The sequence below is a fragment of the Candidatus Binatia bacterium genome (assembly GCA_029243485.1).
GTDB lineage: Bacteria > Desulfobacterota > Binatia > UBA12015 > UBA12015 > VGTG01.
On the sequence record JAQWRY010000088.1, the window covers coordinates 37075 to 56848 of the forward strand.

Here is a 19774-nt window from a genome sequence, read left to right on the forward strand (position 1 = left end):
ATGGGGCGACGGAGGTTGAATTGCGGATCTGAGGGGGCCCTTGCAAAGGCCGCTTCCCGCGAGCGAAGAAGAGGGTAGGAGGACACCCATGGCACAGACTGCGCAGATCCGTCGTATCGGTACCGTCGAAAACGAGGCCCAACGAATCTTCAAGATTCAACGCGAGGCCTACCTCAAGAGCCCGTACCCGTCGCACGAGGAGCGGCTCGCGCGGCTGAGCAAAGTCGAGTCGATCCTCGTCGACAATGCCGACGCGATTGCCGCTGCGATCAACGAGGACTTCGGGCATCGGAGCGAGCAGGAAACCAAGATGCTCGAGCTCTTCGGTTGTGTGGACGGTCTGCGCCAGACCAAGAAGAAGCTCCGCAAGTGGATGAAGCCTCAGAAGCGGAAGGTCTCGGTCCTGTTTGCAACGGGTAAGAACCAGCTCATTCCGCAGCCAAAGGGCGTCGTCGGCATCGTGTCTCCCTGGAACTACCCTCTGTTCCTGACCATCAGCCCGCTCACGGGCATCCTCGCCGCCGGCAATCGCGCGATGATCAAGATGGCGACCAACTCTTCGACTCTGTGCCGCCTGCTGGCGGAGAAGTTCTCCGAGCAGTTCGACGAGTCGGAAGTTGCGATCCTACCCGGCGTGCGCGGATCGGACTTCTCGACGCTCCCGTACGACCACATCATCTTCACCGGCTCAGCCGACGCGGGACGCACCGTGATGCAGTCCGCGGCGGAGAACCTCACGCCGGTCACGCTCGAACTTGGCGGAAAATCCCCGACCGTCCTTTGCGACGACTTCGACGTGAAAGAGGCGGCTTCGCGCATCCTCTACGCCAAGCTCGTGAACGCCGGGCAGACCTGCCTTGCTCCGGACTATCTCTTCGTTCCGGAGGCCAAGAGGGATGCGTTCGTGGACGCGGCGAAGGGGCTCGTCGCGCACCGCTATCCCGACACGAATGATCGCAGCTACACCTCCGTGATCGATGAGAAGTCCTATCGTCGGCTGCGGGAGACCCTCGACGACGCCGAAGCGAAGGGTGCCACACTGGTGCCGCTCGTCCCTGGTGCCGAGTTCAACGACTCGAACCGGAAGCTTCCGCCCCATCTCGTGCTCGACGTCACCGAAGACATGCGGATCATGCAGGAGGAGATCTTCGGACCCCTCTTTCCGGTGAAGACCTACCAAACGCTCGACGAGGTGATCGAGTACGTGAACGAGCGGGACCGGCCCCTGGGCGCCTACTTCTTCACGAACGACAAGGCGGTCGAGCAGAAGCTCCTTTACAGCACGATCTCCGGTGGCGTGACCATCAACAACTGTGTTTTCCACATCGCTCAGCACGACCTGCCGTTTGGCGGCGTCGGCGCGAGCGGCATGGGGCACTACCACGGCCACGAGGGCTTCGTGGAGTTCAGTAAGATGCGTCCGGTCTTCACGAGTCCCAAGATCGACGGGCTCTCGATGTTCTACCCGCCGTACACGAAGAAGCACTCGCGGCTGGTGAATCTCTTGTTGAAGTTCAAACGTTGACGGCCGCGGGAGGCGCTTCGGTGCTTCTCCGCTCTCTCTCCCTGACTCATTGGATTCTCCTTCTCTTTGGGCCGGGAGTGTCTCTTATTTCAAACCCTTAGCTGGTCCAACTTCTGCTGAACCCGAACAAAGGCCGAAGCGGATGCTGAAGTCCGCGCGTCGCCCGGGAGCCCCAAGGGACTTCAATTCTGGATTGCGTCCGAGGCCGCTAGCAAGACAGTCCGCCGACGCCTACCCCGCCGGCGATCTGCATCGAGGATATCGATGCGCTTTGGACGCTCTGGGTGCTCGAGAACCCGGCGGTGCTTCCGCCGGCGTGCAGGACCCTGCATGCCGCGGTCGATGCCTCGGCCTCGGGTGGCGTGGTGTGCGTCTACGCGCGGGCGACCGAGAACGTCGTGATCAACAAGGGGCCCGATCTCGAGATCACGCAATGCACGGTCGCCGAGGCGGCCGCGCTGAACCTGGGTCTGCCCGTCGTCCAGATCCTGGGCGCCGGTCCGGTCCTCGTCATCGGCCTCGACGAGACTGGCGGCACGGCCGGCTGGCGTCTCGATGGCGATGGCTACGAGTTGCGCGGTGTTCGCTCCTACGACAACTCGGTCGATGGGATTCTCGTGAACGGAAACGACAACGAGATTTCGGTGAATCGTGTCGGGCACAACGGCGCCTGTGGTGTCTGCGGCACCGCGTCCGGCACGCTCGTGCGGGACAACAAGATGGATGACAGCGGTCTCTGCGAGCACGAGGTGCTCGGGGCCGGCACGACCGATGGCGGGGGTTCGAACCGCGCTAGCGGTGTGAAGTTCTTCGACATCGAAGCCGGCGGCTGTTTCGAGTAGCCGCTTACGTACGACGATCCGGCAAGAGCTTCTGTTCTTTCAGGAAGATCAGGAGCTCTCGCGCGGTGATCTCGTGCCCGCGATCCGTGAAGTGAAGTAGATCGCGGAAGAGGACGTCGGGCGCCGCGGCTCGGAACGCCGGGTGCAGGTCGAGCAGGGGGATCCCTTCGCGCTCCGCGAACGCCGCCAGGCGTCGCTGGGGTGCGAGTACGATGGCTTCGTTCCAGTCGAGCCACCGTGGTTCCAGCTGCTCGGCGATCGGTGGCACCAGGATCGCGAAGCCCGCGCCTTGGGCTTGGACCGCGTCGCGCATCGCGATCAGATGCTCTTCGACGGCGCGGAATGGCTCGTCTTGCCAGGCGGGCCCGAAGTGGTGGCTCTGTCGCGCGAGGAAGGCGTTTCCATCGATCTCGATCGGGGCACGGACGGCGAAGCGGAGCTGTCGGACGAGAGCGCTATGCCGTGTCAGGTAGGCCCCCCATCCGTCACCGTCCAACTGGAGTCGTTGTTTGGCTTCCTCGGTGACGAGCCAGTCTCCGCTGCCGTTCACGAAGTGCAGGAATCGATGGTGGTCGTTCAAGCAGTACTGGACGAGAACGAGATCGGGGTCGAATCCCAGTAGGTCTCGCTCGAGGAGCGTTCGTTCCTGGAAGGTGGTGTAGCCTGGAATCGCCGCGTTGATTACCTCGATGCTCATGCCCGGAGGTGCCTCGAGCCGGTCCGCGATCTGGGGGACGAAGCCCCGTTCGTCCCAGGCGACCGAGTCGCCCACCACGATGACTCGGAAGCGGCCCGGCGGCTTGGGCACCCGGACCTCCGGCGCGCGGATTCCGATCATGTTCACGGCGTCGGCGGCCGGGTTCAGCCGGTAGCCGAGGTCGGGGTCGGTGACGAGCCAGTCGCGTCGATTCTCCGTGCCGCCGAACCGCGAAGGCTCCGGCTGCAGGAGCGAGGAGAGCGCGTTGCGAACGCCGCCGTAGTCACGGGCGCGTGCCCCGATCTCGAGAAGACCGAGGCCGCCCGCGAGGAGCAGTAAGTTGACCGCGAGGATGTAGAGAGTGCGTCGCAACGCGCCGGGGATACCCTCGGTGGCGACCGTTTGGCAAGCGCCGTCGAATTGACTCCCGGGGCCAAGTCCCGAAGACTCGCTCCGTGTCGAGCAGGATGTGGGCGACCGCTTGTGTGTGGGCTTTCCTGGCCGTCCTCGTCTTCGGGGCGTTTGCATCCGCCGGAACTCTTCTCGTGGCGAACAAGAGTGAGGACACGGTGTCGGTTTTCGCGACTCCGGCTCATGAAGAGATCATTCGGCTTCCTACCGGCGCCGGCCCCCACGAAGTCGAGGTGGACCCGACCGGAACGTTCGCTGCAGTTTCCAACTACCACGAGGAGAAGAGCGGGACGCTGAGCATCGTCCACCTGGGCGACCTCTCGGTGCGCACGATTGGGTTGGGGGAGCACTCCGGCGTGCATGGACTGGGTTGGCTCCCGGGCTCGAAGCGGATCGCCGCCACGTCGGAGTCGGCGAACGCGCTTTTGTTGGTCGACGTTCCGACGGGGGTCGTACTCGGGGCGATCCCGGTGGAGGGAGAGTCTCCTCACATGTTGGTTCTCAGCGAAGACGGGCGTTTCGCGTGGACCGCGAACGTGGGAAGCGGATCCGTGTCGAAAGTCGACCTTCAGGAGCGCAGAACGGTGGCGACCGCCGCGACCGGAGACGGAGCTGAGGGGATTGCTCTCGCGCCGGATGGCGCCCGGCTCTGGGTGTCGAATAGGGACGAGGATGCGGTGGTGGTATTGGACCCGGAGGATCTGCGCGAGATCGGCCGGGTCGAGGTGGATGGAATGCCGATCCGCGTGGAACTCGCCCGTGACGGTGCGCTCGCGCTCGTGACGTCGGCGGTGGGGGCCAAGATCACCGTGATCGACGCGCAGAGCTTAGAAATCGTCGGCGAGGTGAGTACGCGAGGCGAGACGAACTGGTCGACCGGGCGCTTTCTCGCCGGCCTGTTCGGTCTGCTGCCCGTGCCGGTGGGCGCCCAGATCAGCGAGGCGGGCGACTCGTTCTACGTCGCGAACTCGTTCGGCGGGGTGGTCGTCGAGTACGGCCTCGACGATCTCGAGGTTCGTCGTCGGATCGTTGCCGGGGAGGAGCCCGACGGAATGGCGGTCACGACTACTCGAAGCGGTAGCTGAGCTCGCCGTCCACTAGGTTGTAGTCGCGTTGAATCGCTTGCGGGACTTCGGGTCCCAGGGCGTGGTTGCGGTCCCGGTACGCCCCGTCGACGCGGGACGTGATCCGGCCGTTCAGCCAGGTTGAACGATTCGCCGGTTCGATCGATGACGGAGCCGTCGAAATCCGTTTGGTTGCGGGTCGTGCGTTGGCGCCAGGAGGTCAGTGACTTCACGGACACGTCCTCGAAGATCGATAGACCCCCGAACTCGTATCGGATGACGTCCCAAGTGCCATAGTTCGCGTTGTTCGAAAGCGGCGCCGTGTCGCTCTGCGCGACGAGCGGCTCAGGCTTCTTCCCGCCTGGGGGCGAGCGACGTGAGGTCCTGATTCACCAGGAAGCGCACCGAGCCCACGAAGCTCAGCGAGTCGTTGTTGGACTGGCATTTGTCGCGTGTCGAGTTGTAGACGCACCTGCGGGACGTTGGCGTCGCTCTCCAGCCCGCCGTCTCGATGGGCTCTTGTTGCGCACCCTTCGGTCGAACCTCGGCGGGAGGCTAGATTCCCCGGATCTTGAGTCCCGTCCGGGACCGGTAGCGGAGGTTCAGACCGATCAAGACGGGCGTCAGTGTCTCGAGTGCGGCGGCGTTCACCAGCGGCCCAGCATCAATTGCCCGTAGTCCATCGATGGAGTCTAAGAGGCCCATGACTTGATCCAGCGCGGCGCGGTTATCGCCGCAGGTCAGCACGTCGAAGTCGAGCGCGGTTCTTCGCCTGGCCAGGAGCTTAGCCGGAACGTGATGGAGCGCGGCGACGACGTGACTTCGGGTTAGTTGCGCTTGCAGCCCGAGCGCGACTGACCCGGAGGGCGGCACGATGGGCTCGGGCTCGCCGTCGATGAAGACGACCGCGTTCACCATGGAGAGAACGATGCGACTCGCGAGCTCGTTCTCGACCTCGGCGGCCGTCCCGTGCGCGGATTCCCAGGGGACCGCGACCACGACCACGTCGCCGAAGGAGGCCGCGTCGCGATTGTCACCGCCGGATAGGTTGTCGTGGGTGAGTTCCGCGACGGCTTCGACGGCGCGCTCGGTGGAGCGAGAGCCGAGGCGTACCTCGTGTCCGGCCATCGCCAGACGGAGCCCGACGCCCCGCCCGGCTTCGCCGGTGCCCCCAAGGATGCCGACCCGCAACTACTTCCCCATGTCGAGGATGCGTTTGACGGCTTCGGCGCAGTTGCCCGGATCCAGCACGGTGAGGACCGGGGTCTTGCTCGGCATCTGGAGTGTCGACTGGATGTTCACCATCATGTCGACCTTGTCCGCGAACGGCGGGCAGGCCACCGTCGGATGGGTCGAGTTCGCAGCGACGAATCCGGACAGCGCGTTCGAGCGGCCCGCGATCGTAACGTACACGACGCCCTTCTCGTTCGCGTTCGCGTCGAGCACCTCGAGCACCTTGCGCGGTTGCTTGTGCGCGGACGCGGCGTGGGTCTCCGAGGTGACCCCGTACTCGTCGAGTCGGTCGGTGATCTTCTTTGCGTGGCTCGAGTCGGACTCCGAGCCCATCAGGATGACGACTTTCATGTTATGCCTTCGAGGTTGGCGCTCATGCGCTTCTGAATTGATTTTCCGGCTTCGGGGAACTCGAACGTGCGTCCGGTGATTCTCTCGTAGAGGTAGATGTATCGCCGCGAGAGTTCGACCACGAGTTCCTCCGGGGCGGCCGGAAGCGTTTCGTCTTTGTACGGGTCGCAGTTGTCCTTGAACCAGAGCCGCAGAAATTCTTTGTCGACGTTCTCCGGCTCCTCGCCGTTTTTCATGCGGCTCTCGTAGGAATCGGCGATCCAGTAGCGGCTCGAGTCGGGCGTGTGGATCTCGTCGATGAGGCAGACGTTGCCGTCCGGGTCGCGGCCCATTTCGTACTTCGTGTCGACCAGGATCAGTCCGTGCTGGGCCGCCTTCTCCTGCCCGAAAGAGAACAGCTGATGCGCGATGCGGGCACACTTCTCCCAGTCCTCGATCGACATCCACTCTTCGGAGATGATGTCGGCGGGGCTGATGGGTCGGTCGTGATCCTCTTCCTTGGTCGTCGGCGTGAGGAGGTTCAGCGCGAGCTTCTGGTTCTTGACCAGGTCCTCGGGCAGATCGTTCCCGCAGTAGTGGCGCTGGCCGCTGTCGTAGACCGTCCACAGCGACGTGCTGGTCGTCCCGGTGATGTACCCTCGCACGACGAACTCGATGGGGAAGACGTCGCATTTCTTCGCGATGGTCACGTTGGGGTCGGGGATCGAGATCACCTGGTTCGGGACGATGTGCTCCGTCTGCTCGAACCACCAGGCGCTGGTCGTGTTGAGTACCTGGCCCTTGAACGGGATCGCTGCGAGTACGCGATCGAAGGCGCTCTGTCGGTCCGTCGTAATGAGGGCCATCTTGTCGCCGAGATCGTACCGATCGCGGACCTTGCCCTCGTACTTCTCGCCGCTCGAGAGCGACGTCTCGACGAGACAGTTCTTCAGTTCACTTCGTATCCGGTCGGTGTACCCAGCCGGCGTGTTGATCGAATTTGCCATACTTTTTCCGAGATCCGTTTGGTGCGCCTCGCAGGGGCGAGGGGAAAGAAGGAAGCTATACAAGATGGTAGCGAGGGGTAAAGGTGGGGCTCACCCCGATGTCCGATCGATATCCGCTCCCGGTTTACTACGATTTCGCGTCGACCACTTGCTACGTGGCGCACCGCGTCTTGGGTCGATTGGCTCCGAAGATCGACGAGATCGGTGTGGAACTGGAATGGCGGCCGGTCGACCTGACCAGCCTGACGGGTTGGCGCCGCGGGGCGCGCGTCGTGGGGCCCGGAAGGGAAAACGCACTACGGGTCGCGGCGGAGCTGAATGTACCCGTGCGGATGCCGGGCTTCTGGATCGACTCCCGCCTGGCCCATGCCGTCGCCCTCGGCCCGAGTGAAGACCCGGCGAAGGAGGCTGTCTGGCGGGAGCGCATCTGGACCGCCGTTTTCGAGGAGGGCCGGGACATCGGCGAGAAGGAGGAAATCTCGGTCTTCCTCTCGGAGGTCCAGATCTCGACCGAATCGGGTTCGGGTCTCGCACGGCTCGAAGAAGAGACGGAGCGTGCGCGGCAGGCCGGCATCCAGGGGGTCCCGGCCTTCCTGATCGACGCCTGGCCGATGGCGGGCATCCAGGACGACCAGTCGATGGTCGCTTTCTTCGAACGATACGCGCGCAAGCGGCGCCGGGAGAACGCGGCGAGCTGAACGCCGGTCCGGCCGGTCAACTGGCGTAGTGCTCGGCCAGCCAGGAGAGCAGGGCCTCGTTGGTTGCCTGGGGCAGTTCCTGCTGGATCCAGTGGCCACACGGTAGGGTGAGGGTCGTCAGGCTGGGTACTCGCGTTCCGAGGGTCTCGGACTTCGGTACCGCGTCGTACTCGCCGTAGATCATCAGGGTTGGTTGCGTGATGCGCTGCTCATAGGCACCGATGATCTCCCAGTTGCGGGAGAAGTTTCGGTACCACTGGATGCCTCCGGTGAAGCCGGAGTGCTCGAACGTCTCGATGAATACCCCGAGCTCGGTATCGCTCATTAGTGGATCCCCCGAGGCGATGTCGGACTGCGCGACAGCGAGAAGCGGCATGCCGTCGGGGAGCCCGCGCGGCGGCGCGTTCCACTGGTTCGTGCGGTACATGTTGCGCAGGAATCGCGCGCAGTTGTCGTCGAGCACGCGGTCGGCGACACCCGGCTGGCGATTGAAGTGGACGATGTAGAAGTCCGGGCCCATCTGGTGTCGCCAGGAGTACGCGATCTCGGGCCAGCCATGGCACAGGACGATCGGCTTGCCACGACCGGAATCGAACACTTCCAGTTCGATTCCGTTCGTCGCGATTCGGATCGGTGTCGGAAACTCCATGGCCGCCGTCATAGCGCCGTCGTGTCAGTACGGCCACGACTCGACGCGCGTCGATCCGCCATCTCATCCTCGGGCCCGCTGAAGGAGGGCAGGGCGATCGCGCCGGCAAACACTGCGGGGCAGAAGCCGAGGAGCTGATTTTCGATCCCCTGCAGCCGCAAGACGATGAGGTCTCCCGGCTGGACGCCGGCTCGGGCGAGCCCGCGGGCGAGCTGCTCCGCCCGCGTCCTGAGGGATGCGTAGCTCCGTTCGACCTCGCGGCCGTCTCGCTCGAGGATCGAGACTCCGCGGGATGGTCGGCCCATCCGTTGCAACCGACGTGCGGTTCGCCCCGAAACTACGCAGGGTCGAAAGAATCGACTCGAACCGTCGTCGGTTCCCGACGTGTCGGGAATTGCACGCTTCTGGGCCTGGGTTCGCTACAAACACCTCCTCCCCTTCGCCGCGAAGAGTCGGCCGCGCGGTCGGTTCTACGCGCTGGTGGCGGGCACGGTCGACTACTGGCTCGATCGGCCGCGGCGGACGTCGGGTGCGGCGCGTGCCCGGCGCTGGTTATCCGTGCCGGCACCGGTCGCGTTCCCGATCTCGAGGGCCGTCGTCCGGAACAGTCTCGTGGTCGAGGCGCAGGAGGAGGCGGACTCGGTCTTCCTCATCCGGCATCCCGGGGAGTTCAGAGGTCATCTCCCCGGTGCGTCGGAGCTGCCGCCGTTGCCCGCGCGTACGGTGTTCGCAACGATTCACACGGGTGCCCACGTGTTCGCCTACGCGTACCTCCGCAAGGTGTGCCGTCTGAACGTACGGGCCATCGCCCGCCCTCTCGGGCCGGACAATCTCATGCCCGACGCGAAGCGGCGCTACGCCGAGAAGAAGCTCGCCTGGCTCCACATGCAGCTCGGAGTGGACTTCTTAGGGACGGATCTCGCATCGCTCGCGTTCGCACGTGAGCATCTCTTGGGCGGAAACCCGATCTTCGCGACGTTCGACGCCTCCGGCGACCTGGCGTCGCGCACGCAGGAGGTGTGCGACGAGCGACTGGTCGCCTCTTCGGGGGTCGCGACTCTCGCCCGCCTGACCGAGAGCATGATCGTACCGCTCGTGGCGATCTGGACTCCGCAAGGGGTTCGAGTCCACTTCGGGAACCCCGTGCCGCCCGGCGAGGCCGATCCGCTGCCCGCCGTCTTCCGCCAACTCGAGAATTTCATTCGGCGTTTCCCGGATCACTGGAGCTTATGGCCCTACGTCCAGGCGGCGCAGGGCCCGGCCGCGCCCGCTCGGTGGCCCGAGGTTGCGGCGGCCCCGCGGGTCACCAGTGCCGCGCCCTCCTTTGGCGGAGGCTGAGCCCGGACTGGCGCGCGACGATCCGACGATTATGGTTCCCACGGTAGTCTCAACCCCGAGGGAGCCCGATGGAATTCAATTTCGCTGACGTTCACGAGACGATTGCCGCTTCCATTCCCGACCGCGAGGCCTTCGTCTTCCGCGACCGTCGGTTCACGCATGCCCAATTCGCGGCCCGGACCCGGCGTCTCGCCAACTACCTTCTGAGCCGAGGCCTGACGGTCCACACGGAGCGGAGAGAGTTGGCCGGGCACGAGTCGGGTCAGGATCACGTCGCGCTCTATCTCTACAACGGCAACGAGTACCTCGAGGGGATGCTCGCGTCGTGGAAGGCGCGGCTGGCGTCGTTCAACGTCAACTATCGGTACGTCGAAGAGGAGCTTCTCTATCTCTTCGAGAACTCGCAGGCGCGCGCGGTGATCTATCACGCCGAGTTCGCGCCGCAGATCGCCGCCATCCGCGAGAAGCTCCCGAGGTTGGAGGTTCTGATTCAGGTCTCCGACGACTCTGGGAACGGGCTGCTTCCGGGCGCCGTCGACTACGAGGAGGCGCTTGCCGGTTCGTCGGACGGGAAGCCGGATGTCACGCCCTCCGGCGACGACCTCTATCTCCTCTACACCGGCGGGACCACGGGAATGCCGAAGGGCGTTTTGTGGCGTTCGGCCGACATCTTCATCGCCGCGATGGGCGGCCGAAAGCCCGACGGCGTGATCCTCGCGTCCTACGAGGAACTCGCGGAGCAGGTGAAGGCGATGGAAGGGATGCGGGGCCTCGTCGGTCCGCCGTTCATGCACGGTGCGGCGCAGTGGTCGAGCATGATCATGATGACCCTGGGGGCCTGTTTGGTTGTACCCGACATTGTGAAGAAGCTGGACCCGGACGACTTTCTAACCAAGATCGGCGAAGAGAAGATCACCAGCATCACGATGGTGGGAGACGCCTTCGCGCGGCCGTTGCTCGATCAACTCGAGAAGAAGACGTACGACCTTTCCACCCTCTTCGTTCTGGGTTCCGGGGGCGCACCTCTTTCCACCAAGAACAAAGAGGCGCTCCTCGAGAAGATTCCGCACGGGATGATCTTCGATGGGATCGGGTCGTCCGAGACCGGCGCGCAGGCGACCAACACCTCCACGAAGGCCACCGGCGCGACGACCGGCAAGTTCCAGCCCGGGCCCGGCGCCGGCGTCCTGTCCGAGGACCTCTCTCGAGTGCTCGAGCCGGGGAGTGAGGATATGGGTTGGTTTGCGCAGAGCGGCCGGGTCCCTCTCGGCTACTTCGGCGATCCGGAGAAGACTGCGCGCACCTTCCCGGTCGTGGACGGCGCGCGCTACTCGGTTCCGGGAGATAGGGCGAGGCACAAGGACGACGGTACGATCGAGGTGCTCGGTCGCGACTCGGTGACCATCAATTCCGGGGGAGAGAAGATCTTTGCCGAGGAGGTGGAGCAGGCGTTGAAGCAGCATCCGGATGTGTACGACACCGTCGTGACCGGCCGCGCCAGCGACCGTTGGGGGCAGGAGGTCGTAGCCGTCGTTCAGCTTCGAGCGGACGCGAAAACGGGTGCGGCGGAGCTTCTCGAAGAAGCCGCGAAACACATCGCGCGGTACAAGCTCCCGAAGTCGTTCGTCTTCCGGCCGAGTATCGTGCGGAGCCCGAGCGGCAAGGCCGACTATCGGTGGGCCAAAGAGCAGGCCGCGCAGAGTTGAGCTGACGATGACTCTTCCGGATTGGGGGCGCGCCGAGCCGTACGAGAACGTCTCGGGAGAGATCGGGATCGTCGGTGTAGGCGAGGCGGCCTACAGCAAGGCATCGGGTAGAACGAGCCGGGAGATCGCAGGGGATGCGGTCGCGCGTGCCCTCGAGGACGCGGGCCTCGAGCCGGGCGACGTCGACGGCATCACGCTCAGTCTCCTCGACACCGATTTCGACGCTGACGCGTTCCGAGAGCACTTCGGCACCTCCCAGGAGATCTGGGTGTCGCACTGCGGCGGCGGAATGACGTGGGCCGCCACCGCCGCCTACGATGCGGCCCTCGCCATTCGGCGGGGAGATGCGAAGACCGTGGTGAACGTTTTCTCGGTGGATTGGGCGAGCAAGCGGGGCGAGATGGTCGGGGGCCCGGGGAAATTCCACGCCGAAGAGCTCTTCAAGCAGAACGTGGAGGTGCCGTTCGGCTGGTTCCCCCAACCGGTCTATTTCGCCTCGATCGCCCGGCGACACATGGCGGAGTTCGGCACGACCCAGGAGCAGCTCGGAGCCATCGCCGTCGCGTGCCGCCGCCATGCGAATCTGTCGACGAACGCAGTCATGCGCGAGAAGCCGCTCACGCTTGAGAAGTACCTCGCGAGCCCGCCGATCGCGGATCCGTTTCGGAAGGAAGACTGCTGTCTCATTTCCGATGGCGGCGCCGCCTACGTGATGACTTCGATCGAGCGCGCTCGAGACCTGCGCCGGCCACTCGTCGAGGTCGCAGGCGTAGGCCTCGGGACTTCGAAGACCGGTCGGTACTGGGCGCAGCAGCCGGACTTCACCGCGACGCCGCAGGTGTTCTCCGCGCCCACCGCGTTCGGAATGGCCGGACTCTCGCCGGCTGATGTCGATGTCCTGACTTGTTACGATCCGTTCACGATTGTCTCGCTCATGCAGATCGAGGACATGGGGTTCTGTTCGAAGGGGGAGGGAGGGCCATTCGTCGAAGGTCAGGCGCTGCACTTCGACGGCGGGAAGCTGCCGTACAACACCCACGGCGGATTGCTCTCCCACGCGTACGTTCTCGGGATCGCCCACGTCGTCGAGGTCGTTCGGCAGCTCCGCGGGGAGTCGTCCGCGCAGGTGCCCGATGCTCGCGTCGGGATCTACGGCGGCTATACCGGCCCCCAGGCGTCGACCCTGATCCTGCGAACGGGAGATTCGTGATGCGTGAGGGATTCCCTCTGCCCGATGTCGACTGGGAGCCGACCCGCGAGTTCTGGGCGGCCGCCGCACGCGAGGAACTCCGTATGCCGCGTTGCACGGCATGTCGCAGGTTCCACTGGTACCCGCAGGGCGCTTGCTCCCATTGTGGCGAAGAGTCGGTCGCGTGGGAGCGCATGAGTGGCTGCGCGCGCCTCTTTACTTGGGTCGTGCTCGAGCATGCCTTCCTGCCTCAGTACGCCGGCAACCTGCCGTTCGTCAGTGCCCTGGTGACCCTCGACGAAGATGAGCGGGTTCGGCTCCCGACCCGCATCGTCGAGTGTGAGCCGGCGACGCTCGCGATCGACCAGCCGATGGAGGTCTGTTTCCGGACGCTTCGCTTCGATGGGGTGGAGGGAGAGGTCTTGGCGCCGTTCTTTCGTCCTGTCGGCTGATAGATTGTTGCCTGAGGCGGGAGAAACGGGGAAAACTAGCTTGCTTGGCGCATGTAAATGGGAATAATTCCCATTCACGAATCGACCCAGCATTCGGAGAAGAACCCGTATGAGCTTGTTGAAAATTGGAACCGGCGCCGGCGTCGTGGGGCTCGCGATTGCCACCGTCGTCGGTCTCGTACAGGCGCAGGATGTCCGTGAGTCTGGGTTGCAGATCACGGCGGATGAGAAGCGGACGCTCCTCAGCAAAGACGTGGGTACCGAGCGCTGGGCGATCACGCGCAACGCCGACGACATGTCGGTGACCGGGAATGTGTTCTTCCCGTCTGGCGGCGATCCGCTGTTCGTTTTCTGTGAGCAGACCGGCACCGCAGGCAGCGATCTCCTTCTGGACTGCTTTGGTGCGGACGTCTGCGCGGGAGCCCCGTGCGGTGGCGATCAGTGGTCAGCGCTCGCGGCGGTCACGCTGCCCGAGGCGTTCTTTCTGCCGACGCCGGCATCGACGGTTGAGCTCAGCGAGGTGTTTGCTGCGGTCGCCGCGGCCGCGCAAGAGGCGGTCGAGTCTCGAGCCGGCGGCGTTCGCCAGTCGGGGCTTCAGGTGACGCCTGACGGTAGGCGTACGGTTCTCAGTAAGGACGTTGGGACGGAGCGCTGGGCTATCACGCGCAATGCAGACGACAACTCGGTGACCGGCAACGTCTTCTTCCCGTCCGGCGGCGATCCGCTCTTCGTGTTCTGTAACCAAACGGGAACTTCGGGGGAGGACCTCCTCCTCGAGTGTTTTGGCGCGGATGTCTGTCTGGCTGCGCCGTGCCCGGGCGATCAGTGGTCATTCCTGGCTGACGTGACGTTGCCGGAGTCGTTCTTCCTGCCCGACGGCACCACGCCTTCGCCGACGCCCGCGCCGACGCCCGCGCCTACGAACGGCCCGCTACCCACGGCGACGCCCGCACCGACGCCGAGCGACGGCGGGGTCTGCGGCAACGGCATCGTCGAAGGCGCCGAGGAGTGCGACGGCGTTGATCTCAACGGGGAGTCGTGCGACGGCCTCGTCTCGATTTTCGAGAACTGCACCTCCGGCGCCCTGGCTTGCAACTCGGACTGCACCTACGATGCCACATCGTGCGTGTGTCCCTGCGTGGAGGATTTCGATTGCTTCTACGAGATCGATTGCGACGAGGCGGGCGACTTCTGCGGGTTCATCGAGGCGTGTGACGGCAGCAAGTGCATCACGACGCGGATCGGGTCGTCCGAGGTCTGTAATGGCTTCGATCCGGGGGACCCCGACCCGGACTTCCTCCGCTGCGACTAGGCTCGGCTTGGGATCGGGCGCCCCCCGGGATCGACGGGGGGCGCCACATCCCATACGAATCGGGCATGGCTGCCGAATTCACAGAGGAATCCGTCCCCGACCAAGGAGAACGCACGGCCTTCGTCACGGGAGCCAACAGCGGGATCGGTTTCGAAGCCGCACGGGTTCTCGCCGGCCGCGGCGCGCGGGTCCTGATCGGCTGTCGGTCGCCGGGACGTGCGGCCGGAGCGCGGGACCGGATTCTGTCCGCGCACCCGAGCGCCGACGTCGAAATCGTCGAACTCGATCTGGCGAGCCTCGCGTCCGTACGTGAGGCCGCGGAGCGCGTAAGCGAGGAGCCGCGTCTCGATCTTTTGATCAACAACGCGGGGATCATGATCCCGCCGCGTGAGGAGACGAGCGACGGGTTCGAGTCTCAGTTCGGCGTGAATCATCTCGGGCACTTTGCACTGACGGGGTTGTTGCTCGACAAGGTGCGGAGCACGGCAGGCTCGCGGATCGTCTCAGTGAGCAGCAACGCACACAAGGGTGGGGCGATCGACTTCGACGACCTCCAGGCGGAGAAGTCGTACAGCAGGGTCGGCCGCTACAACATGAGCAAGCTCGCGAACCTGCTCTTCATCTTCGAGTTGCAGCGGCGGCTCGAGGCGGCGGGAGGGAAGACGATCGCGGTGGCGTGTCATCCGGGCGTCTCGGATACCGAACTGAAGCGCTACATTCCGAGCTGGGTCATGTTGTTTTCTCCAATCATGAACCTGATGTCGCACGATCCGCCGGAGGCGGCCCTCCCGACGTTGCGGGCGGCGACCGATCCGGCCGCGGAAGGCGGACAGTACTTCGGGCCCTCGAACTTCTTCGAGTTCTACGGCCCGCCGATTCTCGTCGATCCGATCGCGGCGAGCCGCGACGAAGAGACCGCGCGTCGCCTGTGGGACGTCTCGATTGAGCTGACGGGCGTGGATCCCGGGCTCGCCGCCGGCTGACCACGCTCCGAACGTTCAGTCGGCGAAGCCGAGGAGCAGGCCGTCCTTAAGCCGGGCCCGACGTCCGCAACTTTCGCGTTCCAGCACCTCGCCGAGGAGGGCCGGGTCCTCCGACTTGGCCCATGTGCGTCGCCCGTCGTCGAGCAGGCACGCGAAGCCGGCTTTCGAGGGCGCAGCGTCGTCGTACCGTAGTACGTACGTCTCGACGGTGGCCTCGCCCTCGTGGCCCGACACCGACTCTCTGTGCGGCAGCTTCTCGGCCTCGGCATCGAGGTCCGCGTACTGAAAGCCCGACGGTGCCGGCTCAGTCGAGTAGATGCCGAAGGCGTGCTTGGAGAAGGCGCCGCCGACGGAACTCACGAAGCCGAGGCTGCCCGGATCCCCGCGCAGGCGTTCCATCATCGTCGCGATGGAGTGCAGCACGTAGCTGTTGAGCGGCGCACCGGCGTACGCAAGCCCGCCCGTCACGGTGAGGGGATCATCGAGTGAGAATCCGAGGGTTTCGGCGGCAACCTGCACTGCCGCCGGGAAGCAGCTGTAGAGATCCACGTGCGCAAAGTCGGCCGGCTCATGCCCGGACAGTTGGAGAGCGCGCTTGCCGGCAAGCTCGAGTGCCGGAACGCCCCGGAAGTCCATTCGGTGGGAGAGCAGAGGCGTCTCCATGCAGTCGGTCGCGGTTTGCAGGAAGACCCAGCGATCCCGAGGGACGCCGAGACGTTCGGCCAGCTCGGCCGAGCAGACGATCACCGCGGCGCCGAGGTCGACGACCATGTTGGCGCAGAGACGCTTCGTATATGGATACGAGATCATCCGGTTGTCGGTGGTCTCGTCCCGGATCGTCTCGATGCTCGGCGCCTCGCGAGTCCAGGCGCACGGATTGGTTTCGGCCACGCGGGCGAAGCCATGCCAGAGTCGCGCGATGCGGTCGCGGTTGTCCTCGAGGCTCTCGCCGCGCGCCTGTCGCATCGCGTTCTCGTAGAGGGTGAAGATCGCGGCGGGTTGGCCGATTCCCGCGTCGAACTCGTCGCGGGTCATGCCGGGATCGTCTTTGCCGAAGTTGCGGTCCGGTTCCGGGGCCTCCGGTTGGGTCCACGCGAGCTCCTGCCCGGCCTTTTTCGCCTGTCGCTTGCTTCGCTCGGCTTCCGCGCCGACGACGAGGACCGCGTCGCGGACCCCCGCCGCGATATCGCGCGCGCCGTCGCTGATCATCCTCTGCACCATGTTCCCACTGATTGGGGACAAGGCGGTTTCGGCGCCGGGCGCGCCCAGGCGCTCCCGAAGAGCGTGGCCCGGGTTCGTATAGGGCCACAGGCCCTTCGGCACCCGAATCGAGTCGAGGTGGGTGAGGAGGGCACGGCAGCGTGCGTCGGCGGCCGCGCGCCGAGCCGCCTGCTCCATGAGTCCTAGGGGGTCGAGGGATCCTTCGTGGGATTCGTTGCGTTGTAGGATCTGGCCGGCTCCGACGAGGATCGGTGCCCGCGGATCAATCGACATCAGGCGAACAGGGCTTCGCAGCCCGTTCCGGCGAGAATCGCATCCACCTTGGCGCGGTCGTCCGCCGACAGCGCGGCGTGGTGTTCGCGGAGCCACCGGAGGCACTTGGCCTGGTAGGGGAAGGGCTTCTGGGTCCAGGGGAGATCTTCGATCGTGGTCTCGACGCGCTCGGCGCCCTTCTGGATCGCTTCGGCATTTGCGAGGAGGAACGGGGTGTACACGCGGCCGACCTCGCAGAGCAGCGCCTTGATAGTCTCGGGTACGGCGTCGCTCTTGATCCAGTCGTCTTCGGTCGGCTCGAGCCCGGACAGTTCTTCGGCGCCCTCGACCCACGCGTAAACGCGCGGTGCCTCGGCGAGGGCAATCGCCGCGGGGGTGGGGTCGAACAGGACCAGACACGTGAGCTGCCCGAGGAACGCGAAGTCACTCGACCCGGGGCGGTTCCCCATGAGGAACGGCTGCGTCTGCAGGTGTGCGTCGAACAACTTCAGGATCCGTTTGTAGCTTCCCTCGATCACCGGTGCGGTGGTGTCGTTCGAGCCGACGACCCAGAGCCGATCGATCTGGCGCTTTGCGATGAAGTCGCAGAACGGCTTCACGTCTTCGTCGCTGACGTTGACCTGTCGCCAGAGCGGCAGGATCGAGGCCGCCTTGTCGACGTCCGCCTGGTAGTACCAGCGGTAGTGGAACATCGGCTTCGTGAGCCACTCGTCGGCGAAGTCCTCGAGGAGGGCATCGAGGAAGCCGATCACCGGATCGGTGGGGACGGCGTTGCGTCCCGCGAACTCTTTCTCGAAGCGCCGAATGAGCGGCGTCGAGTCGGTGACGGCGACCTCGTTCCCGGATTCATCGGGAAGGTAGAACGTCGGCAGGAGCTCGACCTTGGGCTTGGGGCGAGCGGCGTGCTGGGGTCCACCCTGCTGGATCATCCGATACGGGATGTGCCGGTAGCGCATGAGCGCTCTCATCTTGCGGGTGTACGGAGAGCCGGGTGCGCCCATCATCCAAAGCGGGGTCGGGATCGTCATGGGGCTGGATCATGGCCTATTGGCATGTCGCATGCCAGTAGAAGGTAGCCGGGCCGAACCGGGGCTCACGAGTAGCCGAGGCGGGGCGGGCGACCGCTGGTGGGGGTGGGGGGTAAGTCGTTGCTCCGGCGGGGCCACACGATGGGGGACACGTCGCCGGCGATTGGTTGGCCGACCTCAATTTTTTGGCGATCGGGCACGATGTGGGGGACCGCAGACCGGCGCAGGCAGCCGTCGGCGAAGTAGATCACGCAGTAGACCCTTCGCGTGCTGGTGTCCGTGTTGGGTTCGGCGAAGTGCACGGTGAGGGAGTGGTGGAACACGACCGAGCCCGGATCGACCTCGACCCACACGGGTTCGATGTCGGCGATCGCTGGGTCGTTCAGGATGTCGTACGGCTCCTGGAACAGGTGTGAGATGTCGCAGAAGCGCTCGAGGCCGGCGCGGTGTGAGCCGGGGACGTAGGCCATCGCACCTCGACCGCGACGCGAGCCGTCGAACGGAATCCACGCGGTCACCTGATTAGCGGGCTCGATCGGCCAGAAGGGACGATCCTGGTGGGCGTCCGTCTCGCGACCACCACCTTCCTTGTAAAGCGCTTGGTCGTGCCAGATTCGGACGGCGTCGGCGTCCAAGAGGCGCGTTGCCATCTCGCCGATGCGGGCGTCGAACGTGAGCGGTCGGACGTCGACGTTGTCCTCCCACAGGTTGATGCACTGGATGAAGCTCTGCTCGTAGATCGTCTTCTCGTCGAGCGAGCGAGTGTCGACCGATGCGCGTCCCGCCACGGCGGCGTCGACGGCTGTGCCGAACGTCGCTCGCTCGGCTTCGGAGAACACGTCGTCGACGACGAGGAAGCCATCGCGGCGGAACGTCTCGATCTGTTCGTCGGTCAGGATTGCCGGAGTGCTCACAGCCAGGTCTCCATCAGATGGTCGCGCAGCGCGTTTGCGTCGACGCTGGTCGCTACGGTGATGTTGGGGGCACCATCGATCGTCTCCGAAACGGCGTTGTCGTCGACATGGATACGGCGCTCTTCAAACGGGCAGAGCCCATCCTGTACGAGGACGGCGGCGGTGAGGGGGTCGTGCAACGCGACGCGGGGTTCGTCTCGTCCGAAGCGCTCGCGCAGGAAGCGCAGCCACTCGGCGCTCAGGGTCGAGATCTGGCGGGCGAGTGCGTCTCCGCCGGCGAGCTTCTCCACATCGCCGGGGGCGAGTGCGGTCCGAAACGTGACCTCGGCCGGCACGATCTTAGGCAGAGCGGGGTGGGACGCGCCGAGGACGTGTTGGACCGAGAGAGGGTCGCAGTACCAGTTCCACTCGGAGATGCCGGGAACCATCCCGTCGAGCATTACGTCGGCCAGCTTGCCGCCCATGATCGCGAGGGGCGGGAGGTCGACTCCGGCGCGCACGAGGGCTCCCAGGTTCGAGAGCGGCCCGATCGCCACGACGGCGTCCGGCTTCGCGGTTTCCAGCGCCGAGGCGAGCGCGTCGATACGGGCTTGGGCGTCACCGTCTTCGCGCGTTTGCATCTGCGGTTCGCGGCCCTCGAGGATGCCCCGACCCTCGTGCCCGAACATGAGCCCGATCCGGCCCTCGGTGAGGGGGACGCCCAGGCCGCTCTGCACCGGAACGTCCGAAGCTCCACCGGCGGCGAGGACGCCGCGTGCGATGTCGCTGCGCAGTTCGACGTCGCCGAAGACCGTCGAGACACCGACGAGCTCCAGCTCCGGATGGCGGAGCGCGTAGGCCAGGGTCAGCGCGTCGTCGACGTCGCTGCCGACGTCGGTATCGATCCAGATCCGCATTGGGTT

General features: G+C 65.2%; 20 protein-coding genes. 10 read left to right on the forward strand and 10 right to left on the reverse strand.

The features are described from left to right. Positions 1–88: 88 nt before the first annotated feature. Together P8R42_28600 and P8R42_28605 are read left to right on the forward strand one after the other, a co-directional pair. Entirely contained in the window at positions 89–1525 is a 1437-nt protein-coding gene (locus tag P8R42_28600; GenBank protein ID MDG2308559.1) for a coniferyl aldehyde dehydrogenase, read from the forward strand. 284 nt (positions 1526–1809) lie between these two features. Continuing rightward, complete coding sequence (locus tag P8R42_28605; protein ID MDG2308560.1) at positions 1810–2367, forward strand: hypothetical protein; 558 nt, start codon at positions 1810–1812, stop codon at positions 2365–2367. Between the two features lie 4 nt (positions 2368–2371). Here the strand turns inward: P8R42_28605 and P8R42_28610 are convergent, their stop codons facing one another. Further along, positions 2372–3436, reverse strand: a complete 1065-nt coding sequence (locus P8R42_28610; protein ID MDG2308561.1) for an SGNH/GDSL hydrolase family protein — start codon at positions 3434–3436, stop codon at positions 2372–2374. Between the two features lie 83 nt (positions 3437–3519). On the opposite strand from P8R42_28610, the gene P8R42_28615 reads away from it, so the two are divergent. Continuing rightward, positions 3520–4560 (forward strand): hypothetical protein, encoded by a 1041-nt coding sequence (locus P8R42_28615; GenBank protein MDG2308562.1) that lies wholly within the window; start codon positions 3520–3522, stop codon positions 4558–4560. Positions 4561–5094: 534 nt separating this feature from the next. On the opposite strand, the gene npdG is transcribed toward P8R42_28615, so the two are convergent. From npdG to P8R42_28630, 3 genes are read right to left on the reverse strand one after another with little or no spacing between them, the layout of a single operon-like run. Then, positions 5095–5730 carry an NADPH-dependent F420 reductase gene (npdG, locus tag P8R42_28620; protein MDG2308563.1) on the reverse strand — a complete coding sequence of 212 codons (636 nt, stop codon included), beginning with the start codon at positions 5728–5730 and terminating at the stop codon, positions 5095–5097. Further along, positions 5731–6123 (reverse strand): 5-(carboxyamino)imidazole ribonucleotide mutase, encoded by a 393-nt coding sequence (locus tag P8R42_28625; protein MDG2308564.1) that lies wholly within the window; start codon positions 6121–6123, stop codon positions 5731–5733. After that, positions 6120–7109 carry a phosphoribosylaminoimidazolesuccinocarboxamide synthase gene (locus tag P8R42_28630; GenBank protein ID MDG2308565.1) on the reverse strand — a complete coding sequence of 330 codons (990 nt, stop codon included), beginning with the start codon at positions 7107–7109 and terminating at the stop codon, positions 6120–6122. Before P8R42_28630 ends, P8R42_28625 begins: the two co-directional genes overlap by 4 nt. 98 nt (positions 7110–7207) lie before the next feature. On the opposite strand from P8R42_28630, the gene P8R42_28635 reads away from it, so the two are divergent. After that, positions 7208–7807: a DsbA family protein gene (locus P8R42_28635; GenBank protein ID MDG2308566.1), complete on the forward strand. Its 600-nt coding sequence runs from the start codon at positions 7208–7210 to the stop codon at positions 7805–7807. 16 nt (positions 7808–7823) lie between these two features. Here P8R42_28635 and P8R42_28640 read toward each other — a convergent pair whose 3' ends face one another. Together P8R42_28640 and P8R42_28645 are read right to left on the reverse strand one after the other, a co-directional pair. Beyond that, a complete protein-coding gene (locus P8R42_28640; protein ID MDG2308567.1) occupies positions 7824–8456 on the reverse strand; it encodes a hypothetical protein in 633 nt (210 codons plus the stop codon). 8 nt (positions 8457–8464) lie between these two features. Then, positions 8465–8761 carry a hypothetical protein gene (locus P8R42_28645; protein MDG2308568.1) on the reverse strand — a complete coding sequence of 99 codons (297 nt, stop codon included), beginning with the start codon at positions 8759–8761 and terminating at the stop codon, positions 8465–8467. A gap of 79 nt (positions 8762–8840) precedes the next feature. On the opposite strand from P8R42_28645, the gene P8R42_28650 reads away from it, so the two are divergent. The 6 genes from P8R42_28650 to P8R42_28675 all read left to right on the forward strand — a co-directional run bounded on the left by P8R42_28650 (position 8841) and on the right by P8R42_28675 (position 15436). Continuing rightward, on the forward strand, positions 8841–9794 hold the full coding sequence (locus P8R42_28650) for a hypothetical protein (GenBank protein MDG2308569.1): 954 nt from the start codon (positions 8841–8843) through the stop codon (positions 9792–9794). 68 nt (positions 9795–9862) lie between these two features. Then, positions 9863–11500, forward strand: a complete 1638-nt coding sequence (locus P8R42_28655) for an acyl-CoA synthetase (protein MDG2308570.1) — start codon at positions 9863–9865, stop codon at positions 11498–11500. A 7-nt stretch (positions 11501–11507) separates the two neighbouring features. Then, a complete protein-coding gene (locus P8R42_28660) occupies positions 11508–12710 on the forward strand; it encodes a thiolase family protein (protein MDG2308571.1) in 1203 nt (400 codons plus the stop codon). Continuing rightward, positions 12710–13141 carry an OB-fold domain-containing protein gene (locus P8R42_28665; GenBank protein MDG2308572.1) on the forward strand — a complete coding sequence of 144 codons (432 nt, stop codon included), beginning with the start codon at positions 12710–12712 and terminating at the stop codon, positions 13139–13141. The genes P8R42_28660 and P8R42_28665 overlap by 1 nt, the downstream gene beginning before the upstream one ends. Before the next feature lie 109 nt (positions 13142–13250). Beyond that, complete coding sequence (locus P8R42_28670) at positions 13251–14453, forward strand: hypothetical protein (protein ID MDG2308573.1); 1203 nt, start codon at positions 13251–13253, stop codon at positions 14451–14453. Between the two features lie 65 nt (positions 14454–14518). Beyond that, the gene (locus tag P8R42_28675; GenBank protein ID MDG2308574.1) at positions 14519–15436 is read left to right on the forward strand and encodes an oxidoreductase; all 918 of its coding nucleotides are present in this window, start codon (positions 14519–14521) and stop codon (positions 15434–15436) included. A 15-nt stretch (positions 15437–15451) separates the two neighbouring features. Here the strand turns inward: P8R42_28675 and P8R42_28680 are convergent, their stop codons facing one another. From P8R42_28680 to P8R42_28695, 4 genes are all read right to left on the reverse strand, one after another. Next, a complete protein-coding gene (locus P8R42_28680) occupies positions 15452–16930 on the reverse strand; it encodes a hypothetical protein (protein ID MDG2308575.1) in 1479 nt (492 codons plus the stop codon). Beyond that, on the reverse strand, positions 16930–17958 hold the full coding sequence (locus P8R42_28685) for a glutathione S-transferase N-terminal domain-containing protein (protein ID MDG2308576.1): 1029 nt from the start codon (positions 17956–17958) through the stop codon (positions 16930–16932). The genes P8R42_28680 and P8R42_28685 overlap by 1 nt, the downstream gene beginning before the upstream one ends. Before the next feature lie 65 nt (positions 17959–18023). Further along, positions 18024–18872 carry a phytanoyl-CoA dioxygenase family protein gene (locus P8R42_28690; GenBank protein ID MDG2308577.1) on the reverse strand — a complete coding sequence of 283 codons (849 nt, stop codon included), beginning with the start codon at positions 18870–18872 and terminating at the stop codon, positions 18024–18026. Further along, positions 18869–19768 carry a nucleoside hydrolase gene (locus P8R42_28695; protein MDG2308578.1) on the reverse strand — a complete coding sequence of 300 codons (900 nt, stop codon included), beginning with the start codon at positions 19766–19768 and terminating at the stop codon, positions 18869–18871. Before P8R42_28695 ends, P8R42_28690 begins: the two co-directional genes overlap by 4 nt. Positions 19769–19774: the final 6 nt, after the last annotated feature.